Raw genomic sequence first — 18,517 nt, 5'->3', positions numbered from 1 at the left:
AACCCGTGTCGCTTGCGCAGTCCACGTCGTTCCGCCACAGCAACCCCCCTCATGTCTGCACAGCCCGTAGCGCAGGTTACGTCGTAAGTCCCCGTCCTCTGTAGCACGAGAGCGGTACGGCCAGCGGATGGCCAACCGGCCCCGGCCGGCGCTCTCCGGCAGTGCTCAACTCATGGGCCGTAGTTCGCTGCGGCCCCAGGGCACGGCCCCGGCGCCGAAGGCGCAGAGGGGTCCCGGCAGGATTCGAACCTGCGACACCCGCTTTAGGAGCGAGGTTGGGGCCTCTGGGCCTGACCTGGGAATCCCTGCGTTGGACGGCGTAGGGCCGTGCGCAGCCCGGGAAACCGCGATTCCCCGTGAGTCCCCGTCCGTTCTGGCACGGATGTGGCACGCCACGGGCCCCCTCGATGCGAACTGGGAACGGTGCTTGCTGACGTCTCTCGGGCACGTCGGACGGGTCTTCAGGGCCGTTTCTTGGTCGGCGGCTACCCCGGCATGCCACCCTCCTGGTGACGACCGGCAATGGCCGCGGCAATAGCCAGAAGAGCCTCCACTTGGGCCATCTGCAAACGATAGTCCGGCTGGGCTGCTCCAACCATGGCGCCTCTCAGGGGTGCCAGGAGTTCGATGGCAGCTCGCTCGTGCTCTTCGTAGGTAGCCACACATACCTCCAGGTCAAATGCTGTGACGCGGCACGCTACCGTGCGGCCAAGACCAGCTTTGGACTGGAGCTGCTTGCGCACGAGCGGCGGGCGCCGGCCGGTGGTGCGGCTGGCGCCCGTCTAGGCCAAGCTTTGAGGTCTGGCCTCATCCTTATCAGGTCGATCACTGGGGACCGTCGACGTCGGCCAACCAGTCCTCCCCCTCGGCAGATCGTCCAGTGAGGTCCGACGTCGACCGCTGCTGTTCGCGCATGTTGGTGTCAGTCGCTGGTGTCAACCGCCGTGAGCGGTCTCGACAAGTTCGGTTATCCCGTCGATCACCGCTTTCAGAATGGCGGGTCGTCGGAATAGCCGCCCGCCCAGGGGTCGGGATCTGAGATCCGCGAGTCAGGCAGGGGGCCGGGCTCTACGCCCCAGGTAACGAGGCACCGCTTAGCAAGGTATCGGTAACCCCGGTACTCGCTGGTGCTTAGCGTGCTGCGTACCAGCGGCACGAACTCCGGGATGTGTACGGCCAGCTCGGGCGCGCCGAGCGTCATCGCAGCTGCGTGCACCGCAGCTTCCCGGATCAGAGGGTCCGCATCGGTAAGGTACGGCCGCGCCGCCTCGTAGATCAGCGGGAGGATGGCACGCACCGCGGCAACGTCGTCAGGTTCTCCCGGGCCGTCTTCGTCGTAGGTTGCGTCGTCAGCGAGGTCACCCAGCCATTGCAGGAGTGCCGCGCGCATAGGTCGGTGTCGCTCCTCGTGGAAGTAGACCCCTGAGGTCATCGTTCGGGGGTGGCCGAGGATGGCGGTCACGAAGCGAGCGGCCGGGGCGGTGGCGCCATAGATGCTGTTCTGGTGGGTCACGACCTGGCCGAGGTTGTGTACGGCGGTTCGCTGAACATCCTCGTCGTCATTGAGTAGCCCTGCCAGGATGACGGGGGTCGCCGGGGCTGTGTTAGGGCAACAGTGGTCGACGCTGCTCCAGTCCGTCTCCAGGAGGAGTGCCCAGGGGTCGATCGTCCCGCTGCCATCGTTGATTGTCACGGCCCAAGTGTGGCTTGCGGGCCTCCCTCCTTCACCCACCACTCACCCCAGCTCCCATCCCGTCCGCCGTCGACCCACACACCGTGGAGCGGGCGTGGTTCAGGGGCGTCAAGGTGGAGCGCACCACTGTACGAACGACCTTGACGCCCCTGGGCCGCGTCTGCTCGGCTCTGCCTGGGTCGACGGCGGACGGGATGGGAGCACCCGCGCACGCCACTACGTGTCCGCGGTCGGCGACGGCGCCCCCTCCATCCCGGTGCCGGCCGATCACCCGCCGGAGGCATCGTTTTGACCTTGGGCCGTGCTCCACGGTGCTCGACTCATGGCCACCGGCCCTATCCACATGTGCGCGTGCGTCGGCGCAGCGCGGGCGGAGCGGGCCGAAGGCAGGAGCGGCGCCCGCGGCGGAGCCGGGAGCGCGCCCGGCGGAGCGGAGCGCAGCCGGCTTGAACCAGTAGAGAAGGTTGTAACTCAGTCTGAGCCGAGGGGCTGTTGAGCCTCCGCCTGGATGCGGATGCTGGTCCCTGGCTCGTCCTGGAGTTGGTGGTTGGTGGGCGGAACTCGTCCACGAGCTCGAAGAACATCTCCGTGGCGGGCCTGCCAAGTCGCTCCGCTTCGCGCTCGATCTCCGTTGGCCAGCCGAGGGCGGAATGGCGGCCCAAGCGCGCCGCCTGGCGCCGGCTGCGCACCGGCACCACCAAAGCCGCCGCCTGGTGCTGGTGCGTCATCGCCCTCGTCGCATCCCTCGGCGCGAACGTCGCCACCGCCGGCCTCCTCGACCTCGGCAACGTCCCGGCATGGCTTCGCATCCTCGTCGCCGGATGGCCAGCCGTCGCCTTCCTCGGCGGCACGCTCCTCGCCCACTCAGCGCCGAAGGCGGAGACCAACGAGATCGGCGCTGACCTCATCGAGGACCAGGAGCACGAACCCGAAGCCACCCCCGACCCACCGCCTGCCCCACCCGCCATTGAGGCGCTGCCGGAATGCCCGCCCGTCCCGGTCCCGACCGCCCTGGTCGACCACGCCCGAAAGGTCGCCGCCGAACACCACACCCGCACCGGTACACCGATCGACACGCCAACCCTTCGTGCCCGCCTCGGCGTTCCAGCTCCCATGGCCGAAGCCATCGCCGCCCAGCTCTGAAGGCGAACCCTGGCGGGAGGCTTTACCGCTTCCGCAGCACTCGCCGCGTTCCGACAACGGCCGAAACGATCAGCACCTCAAGGCAGCACGTGGTGATCGCGGTGGCCCAGGACTCGCCCAACCACCACTTTCCCCCAACACACGCGAGCCCAAGTACCAACGCGGCCGAACCGAAGGCGGCCAGCCGCCGCGCCCCCTGTGACATGCCGCTCATCTACGCACGCCCCCGCGCCCCAGGCAAGCGAACAAAGGAAAGGAAACCGGCTGTGCCAGCCAACCGTCACTTCCGCAACCTCACCCGCATCGGCCCCGTCCAGGTAGGCACCGCCTACGACGACCGCGGCCGCGAGAAGCACACCGCCGCCTGCACCGCACCCCGCTGCGGCTTCTCCGCCGACTACGACAGCCGCGCCGCCGCCGAACTCGCGGCCCGCACCCACCGCTGCCCCGTGCGCTGAAAGGACCCCGAACACCGTGACCCTCAACCTGCCGCTCGTCGTCGTCCTCGGCTTCTTCGCCTGGGCGCCGTCAGGTTCCTGGGCGTCCGCACCTGGATCGTCGTCCTGGTCGCCCTCTTCGGCTTCTGGCTCTCCCACACCTTCCTGGCCCCCGCCATCGAGACCGGTACGCGCTCCGGCGTGGACGTCATAAACGGCTCACACGACTAGACGAGTAGATAAGGAGAAGCTCGCCGTGTTCCTGCCCAAGTACCCCGACAGCCCCACTCCGCCGCCCGCGCACACCCACACCCCGACCGACCCGGCCCCCGTCCGGCGCTCCGCCCTCCCGGCCGTCTCCGTCAGTACCGGCGCAGTAGTCGCCGTGCTCACGGGTGGCGTGGTCCTCACCGCGCTCCTGACCGCCGTCGCCGTCTCGGCCATCTCCGTGGCCATCGCCGCCGTGGTCCTGCGCTCCCTGCTGCGCGAACACAACCGGCGCTGAACCGTGCCCGACCCCTGGGGCGGCCACGACACCGCCAAGCATCCGGCCGCCCCGGGGCCCGTCACTCCTGACCGAGCCAGCCAGAAGGAGCCAGCCATCTTCACCCGCACCACCCCGCCCCCGCTTAGCGAACTCACCAACCTCGCCTCCGGCGGCACCCTGCCCGGTATCCTCCGCCAACTCTCCGGCCTCGGCGGCTGCACCAACCCGATTCGTCTCGACGGCCACCGCACCGAGTACGACGTCGACACCACAACCGGCGAGATCGGCCGCATCCTCCAGCACCTCGACTCCACCGACCTGCCCGCCGGCCAACTCCTCGTCCGCTGCAACAACCGCCGCATCACCCGCTGCCCGGCGTGTGCCGAGGTCTACCGCCGCGACACCTTCCACCTCATCACCGCCGGACTCCGGGGCGGCAAGGGCACCCCGGAACAGGTCGCCGCCCACCCGCGCGTCTTCGCCACCTTCACCGCCCCCGGCTTCGGCCCGGTCCACAACCGCCGCACCGACGGTCGTCCCTGCCGCTGCGGCACCCACCACGACCAGGACGACGACGCCCTCGGCACCCCGCTCGACCCCGACACCTACGACTACGAAGCGGCCGTGCTCTGGAACGCCCACGCAGGCGCCCTCTGGCGGCGCCTCTCGATCTACCTCCGCCGGGAGGTCGCCAAGCGCGCAGGCCTGTCACAACGCCGCCTCCGCGACCATGCCCGCGTCTCCTTCGCCAAGGTCGCCGAATACCAAAAGCGCGGCGCTGTATCCACTTCCACGCCGTCATCCGCCTCGACGGCCCGCAAGGCGGCGACACCCCACCCCCGCCCTGGGCCACCGCCGAACTCCTCACCGACGCCATCCAAACGGCCACCGCCAAGGTCCGCGTCGACGGCCCCACCCTCGACGGCCGCACCCACGCCTTCACCTTCGGCCGCCAACTCGACGTCCGCACCATCCGATCCGCCGACTTCACGACGGCCAGGAACTCACCGAACGCGCCGTCGCCGCCTACATCGCCAAGTACGCCACCAAGGGCGCAGAAACCGCCACCGGGGCTCTCGACCGCCCGTTGAAGTTCGCCGCCGAACTCGCCCAGCTCGACATCAGCGACCACGCCCGCCGCCTCATCCGAACCGCCTGGACCCTCGGCGCCCGCAAGGACCTCGAACACCTCCGCCTGCGCGCCTGGGCCCACATGCTCGGCTTCCGCGGCCACTTCTCCACCAAATCCCGCCGCTACTCCACCACCCTCGGTGCCCTCCGCGACGCCCGCGCCGAATGGCGCCGCGCTCAAGCGGCAACAGCCAACAGCCCCACGATCGCCGGGACGACACACGTCCTCGCCCACTGGCTCTTCGCCGGCACCGGCCTCAGCGCCGCCGAGACCTGGCTTGCCGCGTCCCTCGAACCGGCCCCCGGAACGGAAGGAGAACCCACCCGTGGCTGAACCCCGAGCCGTCGTCGCGGACCCCGATGACCCGGACCTGGTCCTCCTGACGGTCGAGGAGGCCGCACGGCGTCTCCGTATCGGCCGTACGACGTGCTTTCGGCTCGTCCTCGCCGGAGAGATCGAGTCCGTCACGGTCGGGCGGCTGCGTCGGGTCCCGTCCGATGCCGTTCCGGCCTACGTGGCCAAGCTGCGTCATCTATCTGCCGAAGCTGCCTGAGGGGGCTGGAGTGACAGACAAGAAGCGCACCCGCCAGCCCAACGGGGCCTCGACCATCTATCTCGGCAAGGACGGCAAGTGGCACGGGCGGGTGACGGTCGGCGTCCGTGATGACGGCAAGCCGGACCGCCGACACATCGAGCGCAGGACCAAGGCGGAGGTGACCAGAGCCGTCCGCGAGATGGAGCGGGCGCGGGACGACAAGAAGCTCAGGAAGCCGGGGCAGAGCTGGACGCTCCAAGCCTGGCTTGAGCACTGGGTCGAGAACATCGCCAAGCCGTACGTCTCGGAGAACACGTACGACGGGTACGAGGTCGACGTACGCGTTCACCTCGTGCCCGGCCTGGGTGCTCACAAGCTCGACCGCCTGGAACCTGAGCACCTCGAACGCTTCTACCGGAAGATGCAGGAGGCTGGAAGCTCCGCCGGCACCGCCCACCACGCGCACCGGACGATCCGGGTCGCCCTCGGTGAAGCCGTACGGCGCGGGTACGTCGCCACGAACGCGGCCGAGATCGCCAAGGCTCCCCGCCTGGAAGAGGAGGACATCGAGCCGTACACGATCGAGGAGGTACAGAGCCTCCTCGTCGAGGCGGCCAAGCTCCGCAACAGTGCGCGCTGGGTCGTCGCTCTGGCGCTCGGCCTTCGCCAAGGTGAGGCGCTCGGCCTGCACTGGGAAGACGTCGACCTCGATGCGGGGTACGCCCGCATCCGCAAGAACAGGCTCCGGCCGAAGTACGCCCACGGCTGCGGCGGCGAACCCTGCGGCCGGAAGGGCGGGCTACTGCCCCAAGCGGGAGCAGACGCGCCGCGAGCACAAGTCCACCAAGTCCCGCGCGGGCCGGCGCACCATCGGCCTGCCCGATCGGCTGATCAGGATTCTCCGTCAGCACCAGGAAGCCCAGGAGCGGGAGCGGGTCGCGGCCGGTGCCGACTGGGAGGGCAAGGGGTACGTCTTCGCCTCGCCGCTCGGCGGGCCTCTGAGCCCGAACACCGACTTCCACACCTGGAAGCGGCTGCTTCGGGATGCCGGGGTCCGGAACGGCCGTCTCCATGACGCTCGCCACACCGCAGCGACCGTCCTCCTGATCCTCGGCGTCCCGGACGTCGTGATCGACTCCATCATGGGTTGGGAGCCCGGGGGAGCGGCCCGGATGCGCGCCCGGTACATGCACGTGACCGGGACCATGCTCCGCAAGGTCGCGCAGCAAGTTGGCGACGCTCTCTGGGAGCTCCCGAAAACGAACTGAGACGGAAACTGAGACGGACAACGTCGAAGGGCCCCACTGCGAACAGTGGGGCCCTTCGACGTATTGCCCGGTGAGAGCAATGGCGGAGGATACGAGATTCGAACTCGTGAGGGGTTGCCCCCAACACGCTTTCCAAATGTTCGTCCGGGGGTTCGGGGACGCTCGGCAGCGTCCTGACCTGCGGCGGAACGGGTGGCAGTGGCGGTTTCGGACGGTGCTGAACGGAGGTGAATGCAACCAGAACTGCAACCAGAGAGAGCCGCGTAGTGCCTCGTCAACGGCAGTGCCAGGGCGGTGTCAGAACCGCATGGCAATGAGCTCTTGCGCGAGGATCAGCTTGCGTTCTCCTCGCCGTTCAGGTGCCGCATTGCAAGGGGGAGCTCGTCCGGGTGCTGCGCCAGCCGTGCCATCGCCCAGGCGGTCCGGGCATCCATGCCCGGAGCGAACTCGGCTGCCAGGCGGCGGGCCTGCCACGTCGTTCGAGGCGCGAGCACCCAGCGCCACAACTGGAGCCGTATGCGGCCGGTGCGGGCAGCCACCCTTCCTCCCGGGCTGGTGGCACCCTGCGAAGGAGGGCCGGTTTCACCCGGCACGTTCGTTTTGTCGGCCACCCTGCGAGTGTTGCCGCGTGCCCCGCGTCTACGGAGTCGATCAGCTCGGTGATCACTGGAAAGAGCTGCGGAGAAGGCCGTCGTTGACGTCCGAGGTTGTTGGGTCACCCACGGCCACCATGCCCATGCCCCTTCTGGCCATCCGATCCGGCCATGGCCGACTCGCGCCCTTCTCGTGCTGCCTCGGTCGGCTCACACTGCGGTACACGGACCTGTGGGGGAGGGCTTCGACCGTGACGAGGCGTGGACGGGGTGCGGCTGCTCGCAGACGACGAGCGGCGCGGCTGAAGTCGGTGGCGGTCGGCGGGGGCTTGGTGCTGGTCCTGCTCGTCGTCTTCTGGTCGGTCGTGTGGCCGTACGTCACGGGAGCTGTGCTACTCGGCGGCGTCGTAGCGGCGGGATGGTGGCTTTGGCGTACGGACCGGCTCGTGCGTGGGCGGGACCGTCTCTGGCGGCAGGAGGAGGCGGTGAAAGCCGGCCACCGGACACTTGCCGAGGTGGACGCGATGACCGGCACCGAGTTCGAGGATCTGGTCGCAAGCCTGTGTCGACGTGACGGATGCACCGAGGTCCGGCGCGTGGGTGGCGCTAACGACAACGGCGCCGATGTTGTCGGCCGCCTCCCGGACGGCCGGAGCATGGTGATCCAGTGCAAGCGCTATGCGCCGAACAACACGATCGCGAGCCGCGAACTGCGCGATCTGCTGGGCGCCAAGGTGCACTTCGGGGCCGACCTGGCCGTGTTCGTCACGACCACGCGGTTCAGCCGCCCCTCCGAGAAGTTCGCGCTGCAGCACGGAATCCTCGCCGTGCATCGGGATCACCTCGGACTGTGGAACAACGGGGCCTCGTTGCTGTCCCTGGGTGACGTGAATGGCCAAGGGCAGGGCGACTCCCGTCACCGAGCGCGCTGGAAGCAGGCGTACGGGAAGTGATCCGTCCTCGTGAGGGGACGTGGCCGGTCACGCTCCTCGGCCGTCTTGGCGCTGTACCGCCTCTCCGCCGCGCAGGCAGAACACGGCTCCACCGCCGTGCTCTGCCGTCGTCCAGAATCCCCGCGATGTAGCAGGTTCGCAGTGAGCTGAGGCCGGCGGTTCGTCCAGGGGCGCGCGGTTACACGCGGGCCGGTACACCGGCCAGGCCATCGTCGCCATCCTCACCGTCTTCACTCTGTTTCTTGCGGTCGCGTGCTCCGTCGAGGCTGTCCAGTCCCACGCGGAGGAAGTCCGCGAGGGTGCTGGCGGTCTCCGCTCCGGCCGAGGCGCCGGGTAGGCCCTCGATACGCAGGCCGGAGGTGGTGTGGGCTACCGAGTACCCCAGTTCCTGGAGGACGCCAGTGAGCGCGTGATGCACGTAAGCGCGTGTGCTGCGGTGCAGAAGGCCGGCTCGTCCGTCTGCCAGTCCTTCGGTCTGTTCACGGGCTGAGGCTGAGCGTGCGGTGATGGAGATGAACCACTCCAGTGACGCGGCCCTTGTTCCGGCTGACGAGATCAGCACGCCGACGGCCCGAGTGCGGTCGTCCGTGTCAGCGACGGGGAGTCCCATGCCTTTGCACAGGATTTCGAGTTCGGTCGCGATGTGGTTGCCGTCGTGGCGGTGGGTACCCATGTGGGAAGCGCCTGTCAGGAATTACTGGGCGGCGACTCTGCCGGGTGGCCTCTGTCCCATGTAGTACTCCAAGGTTACCTGCATCCCCTGGAGTGTTTCCATCAGCCGTTCAAGCTGGGTCTTGGTGTCCTCCAGCTCGCTTCGGTAGGACTCCGCGCGCCGTTCGGCCGCAACTCGCCCCTGTTTCTCCTTGGCGACTCGACGCAGGGCGGCAGGGGGGAGGGTGCGGTCTCCGCCCATGGGAGACCCCGGAATACCGAGTTGTCGCTTACGCCGCTGCACCCAACCGTTCACGGTCTTGCGTGAGACCCCGTACTCGATGCTCACCTCCGCCACGGTCTTGGTCTCGGCGATCACGAGATCCGCCAGTTCAGCACGCTTCTCCTGCGACCACTTGGACTGAAACGCCACTGCGCGTACCTCTGCCTTTCGATCAAGGACTGTGTCACGCGAAGTAACTCAGCCTCGGCGGGAGAGATGCGAACGTAGGTGGAATCCCATCCGACTGTGCGACAAACGCCGCTGAGGGTGACGCATCGTCAACAGCACGAGCAATGTTCAGCTCGTCCGCCACTCTGACGAGCCCGCTACCAGGAGCGGACTCAACGCCCCCTCATGGGTGGCCCTGGTTGCAGTTTCCGGTTACTGCCCGTTGAGGACGGCCCGGCACACGCGGCAGTACATTGCCGCGTACCGCCCGTACCTGCGCATCAGCTGGCCGCACCCGGCGCATGGCCCGAGCTCCCACGTCGGGCATCCCAGCGCGGCGGAGGCGGCGGCCCGCTCGACTGGGGTGATCCGCATCGGATCACGGGAGCCTCGCACGGGCATGCGAGGAAGGGTGAAGCCGCCAGTCGGCTGGCCGAGGTCGCGGAGGGGGCGGGCGTCGCTGACGAACCACCCTTCTTCTCCTGCCCGGCAGGTGCGGTCGATCTCCTGCTCGGCGAAGGTGATCACGTCGTCATCCTCTTCGACCGGCACCGGAGGAAGAGGCGTTCGTTCACCGGCGATCTCCTCCCACAGCATGCGGTCGTCGACTGACACCCACATGTGCCGACCGGCCCGGCCGTTGCCGCAGCTGGGCACGTAGACCGGGACGCTCTCCCCCGTGGCGCTCCGCAAGACCAGGTCCTCGATGTGGACCGGCTTCTTCTCGGGCAGGCACAGCGCGGGAACGAACCAGTCGGCGTGCATCGCGCCACAGTGGCCGGCGCCCTCGCTGACGAGGCAGTGGCGGTCGCTGCTCGGTACGCACTTCCAGACCTGGAGGTGGCGGTACCCACCACGGATCACCATTTCCTTGCCGTCGGCGATGTCCTTCCACGGCATGTCGTCGACGCGTGCCCACGGCGCACGGTCGATTAGGGAGGCCGTCCGGTCCTTTGCGACCCAGAGGGGTGTGATGCCGTTCTCCACGGCGTTGACCGAGCGGCGGTGCACGCTGCTGGGGCTGATGTGGTGGTACTGGATCTCCCAGCCGATCCGTATGCCGTTGGGACCTGTGACGACGGCGTCCGTGACGCTCCGCCGGTCGGCTACGGGAACCTCGGCTTCGGAGTCGAGCCCGTACCGCGTAGCGGTCTCGACGACGCGCTCCTTCGTGGCCTTGTGCTGGGCGCTCTCCGCCGGGGTCGGCTTGTGTGTAACCGGTAGGTGAGAGGCCACCAGGGGCCGACGGCCACCCACCCGGCCTCGACGGATGAACATCCACGGGGACTTCCCGCCTGACTCCGATTGGCACTCTCGCCCTTCGTGGTGCGCCAGGCATTCGAGCAGTTGCGGGTCGCGGTCGGTGATGCTTGCGGTGATCTCCCGGAGCAGCTCCGGACTGCCCGGATGTCCGAGATCGGGTACCGACAGATTGATCTCTATGCCATATCTGGTGTGCCACACACCGTTCGCCATTCCTCCACGATAGGAACGACCACTGACACTCAACAGGGCGTGAAGCAAGCGGACTTGGCCGAGCGAAGCCTCTTGACCGCCCCGCAGCGGTATCAATGGACAGGCAAACGATCGCTGACCACGGTCTCGGGATCACAGGGGTGGGGAAGCACGTGACTGATCAGTCGGTATTCGTCTTGGGGAACGACCTGCAGACGCTGGAGCCGGCCGCGTTCGACAACGAGGCGGAGTTCCAGGAGCTCCTCGCGCGCCATCCGCGAGTGCTGGATTTCGGTTCGCTGGCCGATGGCCAGCCCTTGCGGCTGGTGCTGGTGGCGCGGGAGATGGGCGTTCCGACGAACGCGGAAAGCGGTCCGGCGTACTGGCTGGACCACCTCTTCGTCGACGCAGACGGGGTGCCGACGCTGGTGGAGGTCAAGCGGGCGAGTGACACCCGGATCCGGCGCGAGGTGGTGGGCCAGATGCTGGACTACGCGGCGAACGGGGCTCGCTACTGGCCCGGAGCGCTGCTTCAGCGCTCCTTCGAGGAGACCTGCGTCGCGGATGGCCGATCGCTGGAAGAGGCATACGGGGAACTGCTCAGCGACCGATCCCCGGAAGAGTTCTGGGCGATGGTCGAGGAACGGCTGACAGCCGGGCAGATGCGGCTGCTGTTCGTCGCGGACTGGATCCCGCTGGAGCTGAGGGCGATCGTCGAGTTCCTGAACCGGCAGATGCGCCAGACCGACGTATACGCGGTCGAGCTGACCCAGTACCGAGGCGACGGAGACCTCCGCGTCCTGGTCCCGCGCGTCCACGGGGAAGTCGCCACGGCAGCGAAGTCCCCCTCTGGCCGTCGCACCACGCAGCGGACCACACGGGACGACATGGAATCGGAGATCCGGGCTCGGCTCGCCCCGGAGCCGAGGCGGATCGCGACCGCTCTTCTCGATCATGCGGCAGCCAAGGGACGGCTGGAGGGCGGTACGGCCACCTACCCGAGCATGTCCGTCCACTATTCCGTCGCCGGCCGCCAGGTGCCGCTCTGGACGCTGTCCCTGTACGACACGCCCTCCAAGGAAGAACTCGCCTTCAGCTTCGGGTCGATCACCCATCACCTCGGCCTCGACCGCGCAGCGGCGTTCGCGGATTCTCTGCCGGCCGTTCCCGAGTTGCAGAAGAAGCTGGAGGCGCAGCGGGAAAAGGGATACAAGGGCTGGCCGTCGGTCCCTCTCACCGCCCTGGCAGCTGAACCCGGTGCTGTGGAAGCGATCCTCGCTGCGATCCAGGAGCTCATGGACGGTCGGGGAGCGTCCGAGAGCGTTGGTTGAGCGGGGAGTCGGCGGCAGGCGAGGTCCACGCTGATGACGGGGGTCGTACGCGAGCACCGTGCCGGCCGAAGGGGTCTCGCCCGGCTATTCGTCCGTTCGCACGGTCGACCTCCACGGTGCCGGAACCGGGGTGCCACACGGGTGCCGGCGCTGTGGGCCAGTCCGGAGCCTCAGGCCGTAGGGCCTCGATGCCCTCCACCCCCATCCCGTGGTTCATCCCGCCACACATGCAGTCGCATGGCGTTTCCGGTGAGGCGAGGGCGCAACTCGGCGAGCCGCAGGAGGACGTATCGCCGTCGCCTGAATGCTGTCGGCACAGGGGGGACCAGCACGGTGTCCGCAGGTACCAGTCGAGGCAGCCGACTGCACCGGTCAGCTCGCGATCGAGGACCGCCAGCATGACGGGAATGGCGTCTTCCCGCATGGCGACGGTGCTCCAGTAGGACACCGGTGGTGTGTTGCCGACGACCCACTCTCGGTAGCCAGAGGCGAAGGTACGGGCCATCGCGTGGTCACTAATCGCGCAGAGGTCCGTGCTGAGTCCGAAGGGGCGGAAGTCGCCGATCGCCAGTGAGTCGTCGGAGATATGAGCCCACCGGTTGCCGGTGGGGTGACACCCGAAGCTGCCGCCACGTACCTCCTCCCACTCGCGGACCATGCCGATCAGGACGGCCTCCGTCTTACGGCCGTCCGCGAGCCGTCTCTGCTCAGGGGGCGCCTTGGCCAGGGCGCGGTTGATGGCGGCTTCGGCCTGCTGGGCATTCTGTGAGCTGGTGCCTGTCCTTCGCGGCGACGAAACCAAGCAACACACCTCTCACGACGGCGTACACGATGTTGAACAATCAGGTCATTGTCTCCCTGTCCGCCGCCGCGAAACCAGGAGCCGATGCAAAAGGCTTGTCCCAAGTCCGAGCGCCTGTACGGGAATTAGCGTGGCCAGTCTCCGAGGGACGTCTCGCGATGCTCGACCGTTCGGGCAGATCATGAAGCCCAACCGTGCCGCAGGGGAGCAGGCCGACCCGGAGTGCGTCACGCTGTTCGAGCATGTGCAGGCCGGAGGGAGTTGGGGCTGCAGAGTAGTAGCCCAGCCGCGAGTGACGTGCGCCCGGGTATTTCATCGGCCACCAACCGCACGGAGAACCCAGCCTCCAGCAGCGGCACGCCCGTCGTGAGACCGAGACACCTGCGCCCACCACGACGTCTGCCGCCGCTCCCTTCTCACTTCGGCATCAACGGTCAATGATCGACCCGTTAGCGATCCCGCTGACCAGCGCGCGCATCGCCGCCGTCGAGAAGAGCAACGGCCCACGGCTGATGTCCTTGGAGTCGCGCACTGCGGCGCCCTTGTCCAGTTCCGCGACTTCCACGCAGTCGTTCGCGCCCCCGCTGTACGAGCTCTTCCGCCACCGAGCGTGCGCGAGGTCGACGTCGTACTGGGCTGTCGTGACGTCGTGCGGGGCGGCCATGCTGGGCGTGCTCACTCTTCGAGCTCCTTGCTGATGCGTGCGATGTGGGTGCGAGTCTCCGACGGGTCGAGGGCGCTGTCTCTCAACTGATCGAAGATTTCCGTGTAGTTGTCCACGTCCTCCGTGGACTCCAGATACACGGAGTTCTTGGGGTTCTCCAGCCACACCAGGTCCGGCGTCGGGTGCGGGAAGGCGAGGATGACGAACGGGCCGTACAGCCCGGGATGCGCGCCGAGCGAGAACGGCAGCAGCTGCACGGTGACGTTTGACTGCTCGCTCGCCTCCACCAGTTTCCGCAGCTGGTCGCGCATCACTTCTACAGAGCCGACCCTCCTGCGCAGCACGGCTTCGTCGAGGATCGCCCAGAGTCTGGCGGGGGCCTCGCCACCCAGGCGGCTGTTCTGCCGCTCCAGGCGGACCCTCACCAGGGACTCGACCTGTGGCGGGGACAGGTCCTTCCTCATCTGGGAGATCACGGCACGTGCGTAGTCCTCGGTCTGGAGCAGCCCTGGCACGAGCATCGGCTGGTAGCTGGCGAGGTGCGTCGCGCCGGCCTCCAGTGCGAGGTACCCGTCGTAGCGGGTTGGGGTGAGCACCGTCGAGTACTTCCGCCACCAGGGCTTCTGCTGTTCCTTGTCCGCTCGCACGAGGTCGAGCACGTCGGCGCGCCGGCCTTCGTCCTCGACGCCGTACAGGTCCAGCAGAGCGCGGACGAGGACCGGTGTCGTACCGCGTTCGCCGTTCTCGATCCGGCTCAGTGACCCCTGGTTGACCTCCAGTTGGTCGGCGACCTCGGTGAGGGTGAGCCCGGTCGCGTCACGCAGTTCCTTCAGCCGTGCCGCGAGCTGTCGCCGGTAGACCGACTGCGGGACCAGGCTTCTCTTCAAGGCCATGCCGGAAGTCTCTCCGTACCGGCGCCGCCTCGACAAGCCCGTACGGGTCAACTTCTCAAGACATATTGCCTAGTTGGTGGTTGCATCGGCATGCTGTCAGGAGTCACGACGCGCGTTCGTACGGGTGCGCGCCGCAGCAGACCGATGGGCGATGCCTCGCCACGACACCGTCACCGGCGCGCGCCTCGACGTCGGTCCCGCACGCCGTACCAGGAGGGTGGGCCATGCCACGGACAACGCTGCTCCGGCAGCTGCTCCAGCAGCGGCACCTGACGACGCACGAGGCTTTCGCCGCCCAGTACGAGCGGGCCGCCGTGCGGCTGGCGGAACTCGACCGAGACCCTCGCCTGGCGTCCCTCCAGGTCTCTCCACGCCAGTTCGACCGTTGGTACGGCGGGGAGCTACTGACTCTGCCCCGTCCTGACGCTTGCCGGGTGCTGGAGCACATGTTGGGCAGATCGGTGTCCGAGCTGTTCTCCGCGGTGTACGACGGCGACTCCGAGTCCGGCCGCTCCGAGGAGCCGCCCGCACGCCAGCAAGCGCCGAGTCCTCTTCCGCCACGAGAGGACGATGAGAACCCCCTGGACATCATCGCCCGGACCCGGCAGCTCACGGCCAGCAACGCCGACGCCGCGACGCTCGCGTTCCTGGATTCCTCCCTGGAGGGCATTGCCGGCCGGTACGAGCAGGACGGGCCGTACGCCCTGCGCCCCCAGGCTCGCCAGGTGCGGCAGCTCGCTCACACCCTCCTCGACGGTCGCCAGCCCCCAGGCACACGCCGCGAGCTCTTCCACCTCGCCGCTCGCGCCTCCGGCCTGCTCGGCTACATGGCGGTGAACACGGGCGACTTCACGCTCTCGGAGGCGTACTGCACCGAAGCCCGCGATCTCAGCCGTGAGATCGGCGACCTGGACACAGAGCTCTGGGCCCGCGGGACCCTCTCCTTCGGCCTCTACTACGCTGGCCGGTACGACGAGGCCGACGCTTGCGCCGCCGCTGCCGTCGAGCGCGCGCCACGCCACGCCCAGTCCATCCGCCTGCTCGCCAACGGCCGAGCCCGAGCCCTTGGCAAGACCGGCGACCGGCGTGCCGTCGAGCAGGCCATCGGACAGGCACTCCGCCTCTCCGACCTCCACGAGGTACCCGTCGGGCTTACCTCCTGCATTTCCTTCGAGCCGTACGGACGGGCCCGGACGCTGGCCAACGCCGTCACGTCACACGTGGCCCTGCGCAACACGGCCCAGGTACTGCGTGACGCCGAGCACATCGACGATCTGGTGGAGCACTCGACCTCCTCCTGGAGCCGTTCGCTCGTACGCCTCGACGTCGCCACCGCGCTGCTGCAGCAGCGCACGCCCGACATCGACCACGCGATGGCGCTCGGGGGTGAGGCCCTACGGCTGTGCGGAGACACCCCGATCAGCTCCGTCTACCAACGCTCCCGTGACCTGCGCGAGCAGGCCGGGCCGTGGCGTGATCACCCGGCGGTGCGCGATTATGGCGAGGAGTTCCGGGCCTGGAGCTCGCAGCCAGCCGTCCTGGCCATGGCGTCATCCGCGTCGTAGGCGCCGTCGGTGTCGTCGTACCCCGGGGCGGTGTGAAGCCGAAGGAGTTCGACGGGTGCCCCTGCTCAGCGCCGATCCCGCCGCGTTCCCAGCCGAGCCTCCCGCCGACACACAGGATCCGGCGGTCACCGCGGCCCACGACTGGGCGGCGTTCAGCGCACTCGACGAGATGACCGACCACTGGGCACGCCCCGGCTGGTCGGACGGCAGCCGGGCGTACTACTGGATGCTGACCTTCCCGGACGACCAGCCGCTCGGGACCCTCGCCGGACACTGCCAGGAGGAGCTGGCGCCTCTCGGCCTCGACCCGGTGCCGACGGACGGACTGCACATCACCCTCGCCCGCGTGGGCAGGCCGGGCGCAGTCGCCCCCGATCAGCTGGACAGCCTGGCGCGGGACGTCGAGGCGCTGCTGCCCCCCGCGTTCTCCATACGCGCCATGCCGCTGGCCGGCTCCCGCGGTGCCGTCCGCCTGTCCCTCGGCCCGTGGGAACCCCTGCTTCGGCTGCACCACGCGCTGTCCAAGGGCGGAAGCAGCGCCGGTCTCGCCCCGAAGAAGCCGACGTCCGCTTTCCGACCGCACTTGAGCCTCGCCTACAACAACCGTCGGCGTCCCGCCGCCCCCGTCGTGGAGGCGGTCTCAGGTCTTCGCGCTCTCCCCGCTGTCGAGCTCTCCGTGGCCGCCGTTCAGTTGGTGGAGCTCCGGCGCGAGGGGCGGACGTACCGCTGGGATGTACAAAAGAGCGTCCCGCTCGGTTAGCCCACGGGCATCCAGGGGGAAGACCACGACCACTTCCTTGCCGATCGCGGTCGGCCGGACCGACCATTCGGAGGCCAGCGCCCCGACGAGCAGCAATCCGAGACCATTTCCCGTCAGCTCACCCAGCGACGCCTGCGCTGATCGCGCCTGGACCTTGGAGACATCCCGTCCGGCGTCGTGGACTCGCAGTACCGCAACGTCCCGGTAGACCTCCACGCACATGCAGTCCGGTCCGCCGGCGGTGTGTCTGACCGCGTTGCCCACCAATTCCGAGGCGATTAGAACGGCGTCGTCCACGCGCTCCGGTGAGGCACGTCCCTTGAGGGACTCGTGTACGTGTCGGCGTGCGAGGCCCGAAGGCTCGGCGCAGTCGGCCAGCTTCACCCAATGACGCCTCAATGGTGTCTGCCTGCAGAGGCGCTCTTCGTCTACCGCGTCCATCGCCGCTCTCGTTTCCGGTTGGGCACTGGACCGATCAGCCTCGCCATCCGTGAGCCGCGACGGTACGCCGCAGCTCCGCCTCTTCGCGCGCCGCCGGACGGCGGACGAACGGCGCCCTGACGGCGTACCGCCGTCGGCCGCCCCCAGCGAGGCTCTTCTTCGAGGCGCCGGCCCTTGGCGTCTCGACCACGACCGGCTGGAGGTAACTCGAAATGAGCGGCAGCGCAAGGCAGACCGCACCGCACGAGGTGCCCCCGGGCACGCGTCTGGTGCTGTACGCCTGCCTGCCCGCGTCGCTCGGTGAGATCGCCGACCACAGCCTGGCCAGCACACGGCGGTACGTCGCCGATGCCAGCTGTGAGGTGGCCGAGGCGTACGTCGACCGAGCGGCACCGTTCGAGAGCCGCGCCCTGTGCGAGGGCTGGCACAACGCCCTGGCCGCGGTCGAGCAGGGGAGGGCGGCCGGGATCGTCACCCCCCTGCTCGTGATGCTGGGGCATCTGGAGGAGGACAGGACGAACCTCGCAGCCTGGCAGGCCCGGACCGGGGCGTTGATCACGACGCCGTGGGCGGTCGTCGACGCCGCCGACCCGACGCTCTTACGGAGGACGGCGGCGTGATGACCACCATGCGGCTACGGCCTCTGCGGCAACTGCTCAGCCAGATCGGATTGGTGCTGCGGCACCCGGCGAGGTATGTCGGCCGGTTCGGCTTCGGCGCCTTCCAAGTGCTGTTCCTGCCCGTCCTGGTGACCGGCACAGCGTTGACCACGCTCTACGCAGGCCAGATCCGGTAGCTACGGCCCGCGTTCCTCGACTCCCTCTCCGGATGCTCCGAATCCCCGTCCCCCACGGAATCCGATCAGCCGGAGAGGGGCCGCACCGCAAGGTGCGAATGCAGGAACCCGACCGGTGTGCGGCGCGGCGAGCCGCACACCGGCCGGCCAGCAGTACGACGAACCGTTCGAACCCTTCCGACACGAGAGGAAGTGCGATGACCGCAACCACATTCAGCTCGATCAGCGCGCCGCCGCCGGTAACAGCCGGCGCCAAGGCGTCCGTCGTGGCAGGCGCCCTCGACCTACCCGCCGACCCCTTCGACATCGACCTCACCATCATCACGGAGGTCGACGCCGACCTGCTTCCCAGGGCCTGCGACACCGGTGACGGCTGCAAGCCGTCCTGCGCCTCGTCCTGCGCGAGCGCCGTCTGACAGCGGCTCGTATTTGGGGCCGGGGGCACTTTCGCTCCCGGCCCCGCCCCG

19 protein-coding genes and 3 pseudogenes are annotated in these 18,517 nt (G+C 68.5%); 14 read left to right on the top strand and 8 right to left on the bottom strand.

Annotated features, from left to right (window positions below; translation table 11 throughout):
* Positions 1-988: 988 nt before the first annotated feature.
* Entirely contained in the window at positions 989-1,693 is a 705-nt protein-coding gene (locus OHB00_RS24845; RefSeq protein ID WP_406437692.1) for a hypothetical protein, read from the bottom strand.
* A 492-nt stretch (positions 1,694-2,185) separates the two neighbouring features.
* On the opposite strand from OHB00_RS24845, the gene OHB00_RS24840 reads away from it, so the two are divergent.
* From OHB00_RS24840 to OHB00_RS24810, 7 genes and pseudogenes are all read left to right on the top strand, one after another.
* Positions 2,186-2,836: a DUF2637 domain-containing protein gene (locus OHB00_RS24840; RefSeq protein ID WP_406437690.1), complete on the top strand. Its 651-nt coding sequence runs from the start codon at positions 2,186-2,188 to the stop codon at positions 2,834-2,836.
* A 266-nt stretch (positions 2,837-3,102) separates the two neighbouring features.
* The gene (locus OHB00_RS24835; protein WP_406437688.1) at positions 3,103-3,294 is read left to right on the top strand and encodes a mobile element transfer protein; all 192 of its coding nucleotides are present in this window, start codon (positions 3,103-3,105) and stop codon (positions 3,292-3,294) included.
* Between the two features lie 16 nt (positions 3,295-3,310).
* A pseudogene (locus OHB00_RS24830) lies at positions 3,311-3,504 on the top strand (hypothetical protein).
* A gap of 25 nt (positions 3,505-3,529) precedes the next feature.
* Positions 3,530-3,778, top strand: a complete 249-nt coding sequence (locus OHB00_RS24825; protein WP_406437686.1) for a SpdD protein — start codon at positions 3,530-3,532, stop codon at positions 3,776-3,778.
* 159 nt (positions 3,779-3,937) lie between these two features.
* Positions 3,938-5,225: pseudogene (locus OHB00_RS24820) on the top strand (replication initiator).
* Positions 5,218-5,445 (top strand): excisionase family DNA-binding protein, encoded by a 228-nt coding sequence (locus tag OHB00_RS24815; RefSeq protein WP_406437684.1) that lies wholly within the window; start codon positions 5,218-5,220, stop codon positions 5,443-5,445. Before OHB00_RS24820 ends, OHB00_RS24815 begins: the two are co-directional and overlap by 8 nt.
* Before the next feature lie 10 nt (positions 5,446-5,455).
* A pseudogene (locus tag OHB00_RS24810) lies at positions 5,456-6,695 on the top strand (tyrosine-type recombinase/integrase).
* A gap of 332 nt (positions 6,696-7,027) precedes the next feature.
* On the opposite strand, the gene OHB00_RS24805 reads toward OHB00_RS24810, so the two are convergent.
* Entirely contained in the window at positions 7,028-7,234 is a 207-nt protein-coding gene (locus OHB00_RS24805) for a hypothetical protein (RefSeq protein WP_406437682.1), read from the bottom strand.
* Between the two features lie 386 nt (positions 7,235-7,620).
* On the opposite strand from OHB00_RS24805, the gene OHB00_RS24800 reads away from it, so the two are divergent.
* Positions 7,621-8,241, top strand: coding sequence for a restriction endonuclease (locus tag OHB00_RS24800; RefSeq protein WP_406437680.1), 621 nt, complete (start codon positions 7,621-7,623; stop codon positions 8,239-8,241).
* 178 nt (positions 8,242-8,419) lie between these two features.
* Here the strand turns inward: OHB00_RS24800 and OHB00_RS24795 are convergent, their stop codons facing one another.
* The 3 genes from OHB00_RS24795 to OHB00_RS24785 all read right to left on the bottom strand — a co-directional run bounded on the left by OHB00_RS24795 (position 8,420) and on the right by OHB00_RS24785 (position 10,621).
* On the bottom strand, positions 8,420-8,914 hold the full coding sequence (locus OHB00_RS24795; protein ID WP_406437678.1) for a hypothetical protein: 495 nt from the start codon (positions 8,912-8,914) through the stop codon (positions 8,420-8,422).
* A 21-nt stretch (positions 8,915-8,935) separates the two neighbouring features.
* Complete coding sequence (locus OHB00_RS24790) at positions 8,936-9,325, bottom strand: hypothetical protein (RefSeq protein WP_406437676.1); 390 nt, start codon at positions 9,323-9,325, stop codon at positions 8,936-8,938.
* A 231-nt stretch (positions 9,326-9,556) separates the two neighbouring features.
* Positions 9,557-10,621, bottom strand: a complete 1,065-nt coding sequence (locus OHB00_RS24785) for a hypothetical protein (RefSeq protein WP_406437675.1) — start codon at positions 10,619-10,621, stop codon at positions 9,557-9,559.
* A gap of 350 nt (positions 10,622-10,971) precedes the next feature.
* Here OHB00_RS24785 and OHB00_RS24780 point away from each other — a divergent pair, with 350 nt between their 5' ends.
* Complete coding sequence (locus OHB00_RS24780) at positions 10,972-12,129, top strand: hypothetical protein (RefSeq protein ID WP_406437673.1); 1,158 nt, start codon at positions 10,972-10,974, stop codon at positions 12,127-12,129.
* 1,229 nt (positions 12,130-13,358) lie between these two features.
* Here the strand turns inward: OHB00_RS24780 and OHB00_RS24775 are convergent.
* Positions 13,359-13,610: a DUF397 domain-containing protein gene (locus OHB00_RS24775; RefSeq protein ID WP_406437671.1), complete on the bottom strand. Its 252-nt coding sequence runs from the start codon at positions 13,608-13,610 to the stop codon at positions 13,359-13,361.
* Entirely contained in the window at positions 13,607-14,488 is an 882-nt protein-coding gene (locus tag OHB00_RS24770) for a helix-turn-helix domain-containing protein (protein WP_406437669.1), read from the bottom strand. The genes OHB00_RS24775 and OHB00_RS24770 overlap by 4 nt, the downstream gene beginning before the upstream one ends.
* A 224-nt stretch (positions 14,489-14,712) precedes the next feature.
* On the opposite strand from OHB00_RS24770, the gene OHB00_RS24765 reads away from it, so the two are divergent.
* Positions 14,713-16,053: a hypothetical protein gene (locus OHB00_RS24765; protein WP_406437668.1), complete on the top strand. Its 1,341-nt coding sequence runs from the start codon at positions 14,713-14,715 to the stop codon at positions 16,051-16,053.
* 55 nt (positions 16,054-16,108) lie between these two features.
* A complete protein-coding gene (locus tag OHB00_RS24760; RefSeq protein ID WP_406437666.1) occupies positions 16,109-16,813 on the top strand; it encodes a 2'-5' RNA ligase family protein in 705 nt (234 codons plus the stop codon).
* Here OHB00_RS24760 and OHB00_RS24755 read toward each other — a convergent pair.
* Positions 16,694-17,254, bottom strand: coding sequence for an ATP-binding protein (locus OHB00_RS24755; RefSeq protein WP_406437665.1), 561 nt, complete (start codon positions 17,252-17,254; stop codon positions 16,694-16,696). The two genes, OHB00_RS24760 and OHB00_RS24755, sit on opposite strands and share 120 nt — an antisense overlap.
* Before the next feature lie 212 nt (positions 17,255-17,466).
* Between OHB00_RS24755 and OHB00_RS24750 the strand changes: the two genes are divergently transcribed.
* The 3 genes from OHB00_RS24750 (at position 17,467) to OHB00_RS24740 (ending at position 18,466) form a co-directional block, all read left to right on the top strand.
* Positions 17,467-17,874 carry a hypothetical protein gene (locus OHB00_RS24750; RefSeq protein WP_406437663.1) on the top strand — a complete coding sequence of 136 codons (408 nt, stop codon included), beginning with the start codon at positions 17,467-17,469 and terminating at the stop codon, positions 17,872-17,874.
* Positions 17,874-18,050 (top strand): hypothetical protein, encoded by a 177-nt coding sequence (locus OHB00_RS24745; protein ID WP_406437662.1) that lies wholly within the window; start codon positions 17,874-17,876, stop codon positions 18,048-18,050. The genes OHB00_RS24750 and OHB00_RS24745 overlap by 1 nt, the downstream gene beginning before the upstream one ends.
* A 197-nt stretch (positions 18,051-18,247) precedes the next feature.
* Positions 18,248-18,466 carry an FxLD family lanthipeptide gene (locus OHB00_RS24740; RefSeq protein ID WP_406437660.1) on the top strand — a complete coding sequence of 73 codons (219 nt, stop codon included), beginning with the start codon at positions 18,248-18,250 and terminating at the stop codon, positions 18,464-18,466.
* The last annotated feature ends 51 nt before the right edge of the window (positions 18,467-18,517 follow it).

It is taken from the genome of Streptomyces sp. NBC_00631 (assembly GCF_045206895.1).
GTDB lineage: Bacteria > Actinomycetota > Actinomycetes > Streptomycetales > Streptomycetaceae > Streptomyces.
Note: the sequence above shows the minus strand (reverse complement) of the source record. Positions and strands in the feature narration are given on the sequence as shown.

Bases quoted from the DNA above. Each gene is read 5' to 3' on its own strand.
- OHB00_RS24795 (WP_406437678.1), bottom strand. From the start codon at position 8,914: ATGGGTACCCACCGCCACGACGGCAACCACATCGCGACCGAACTCGAA.
- OHB00_RS24785 (WP_406437675.1), bottom strand. From the start codon at position 10,621: ATGTTCATCCGTCGAGGCCGGGTGGGTGGCCGTCGGCCCCTGGTGGCC.
- OHB00_RS24770 (WP_406437669.1), bottom strand. From the start codon at position 14,488: ATGGCCTTGAAGAGAAGCCTGGTCCCGCAGTCGGTCTACCGGCGACAG.
- OHB00_RS24765 (WP_406437668.1), top strand. From the start codon at position 14,713: ATGCCACGGACAACGCTGCTCCGGCAGCTGCTCCAGCAGCGGCACCTG.
- OHB00_RS24755 (WP_406437665.1), bottom strand. From the start codon at position 17,254: ATGGACGCGGTAGACGAAGAGCGCCTCTGCAGGCAGACACCATTGAGG.
- OHB00_RS24750 (WP_406437663.1), top strand. From the start codon at position 17,467: ATGAGCGGCAGCGCAAGGCAGACCGCACCGCACGAGGTGCCCCCGGGC.
- OHB00_RS24745 (WP_406437662.1), top strand. From the start codon at position 17,874: ATGACCACCATGCGGCTACGGCCTCTGCGGCAACTGCTCAGCCAGATC.
- OHB00_RS24740 (WP_406437660.1), top strand. From the start codon at position 18,248: ATGACCGCAACCACATTCAGCTCGATCAGCGCGCCGCCGCCGGTAACA.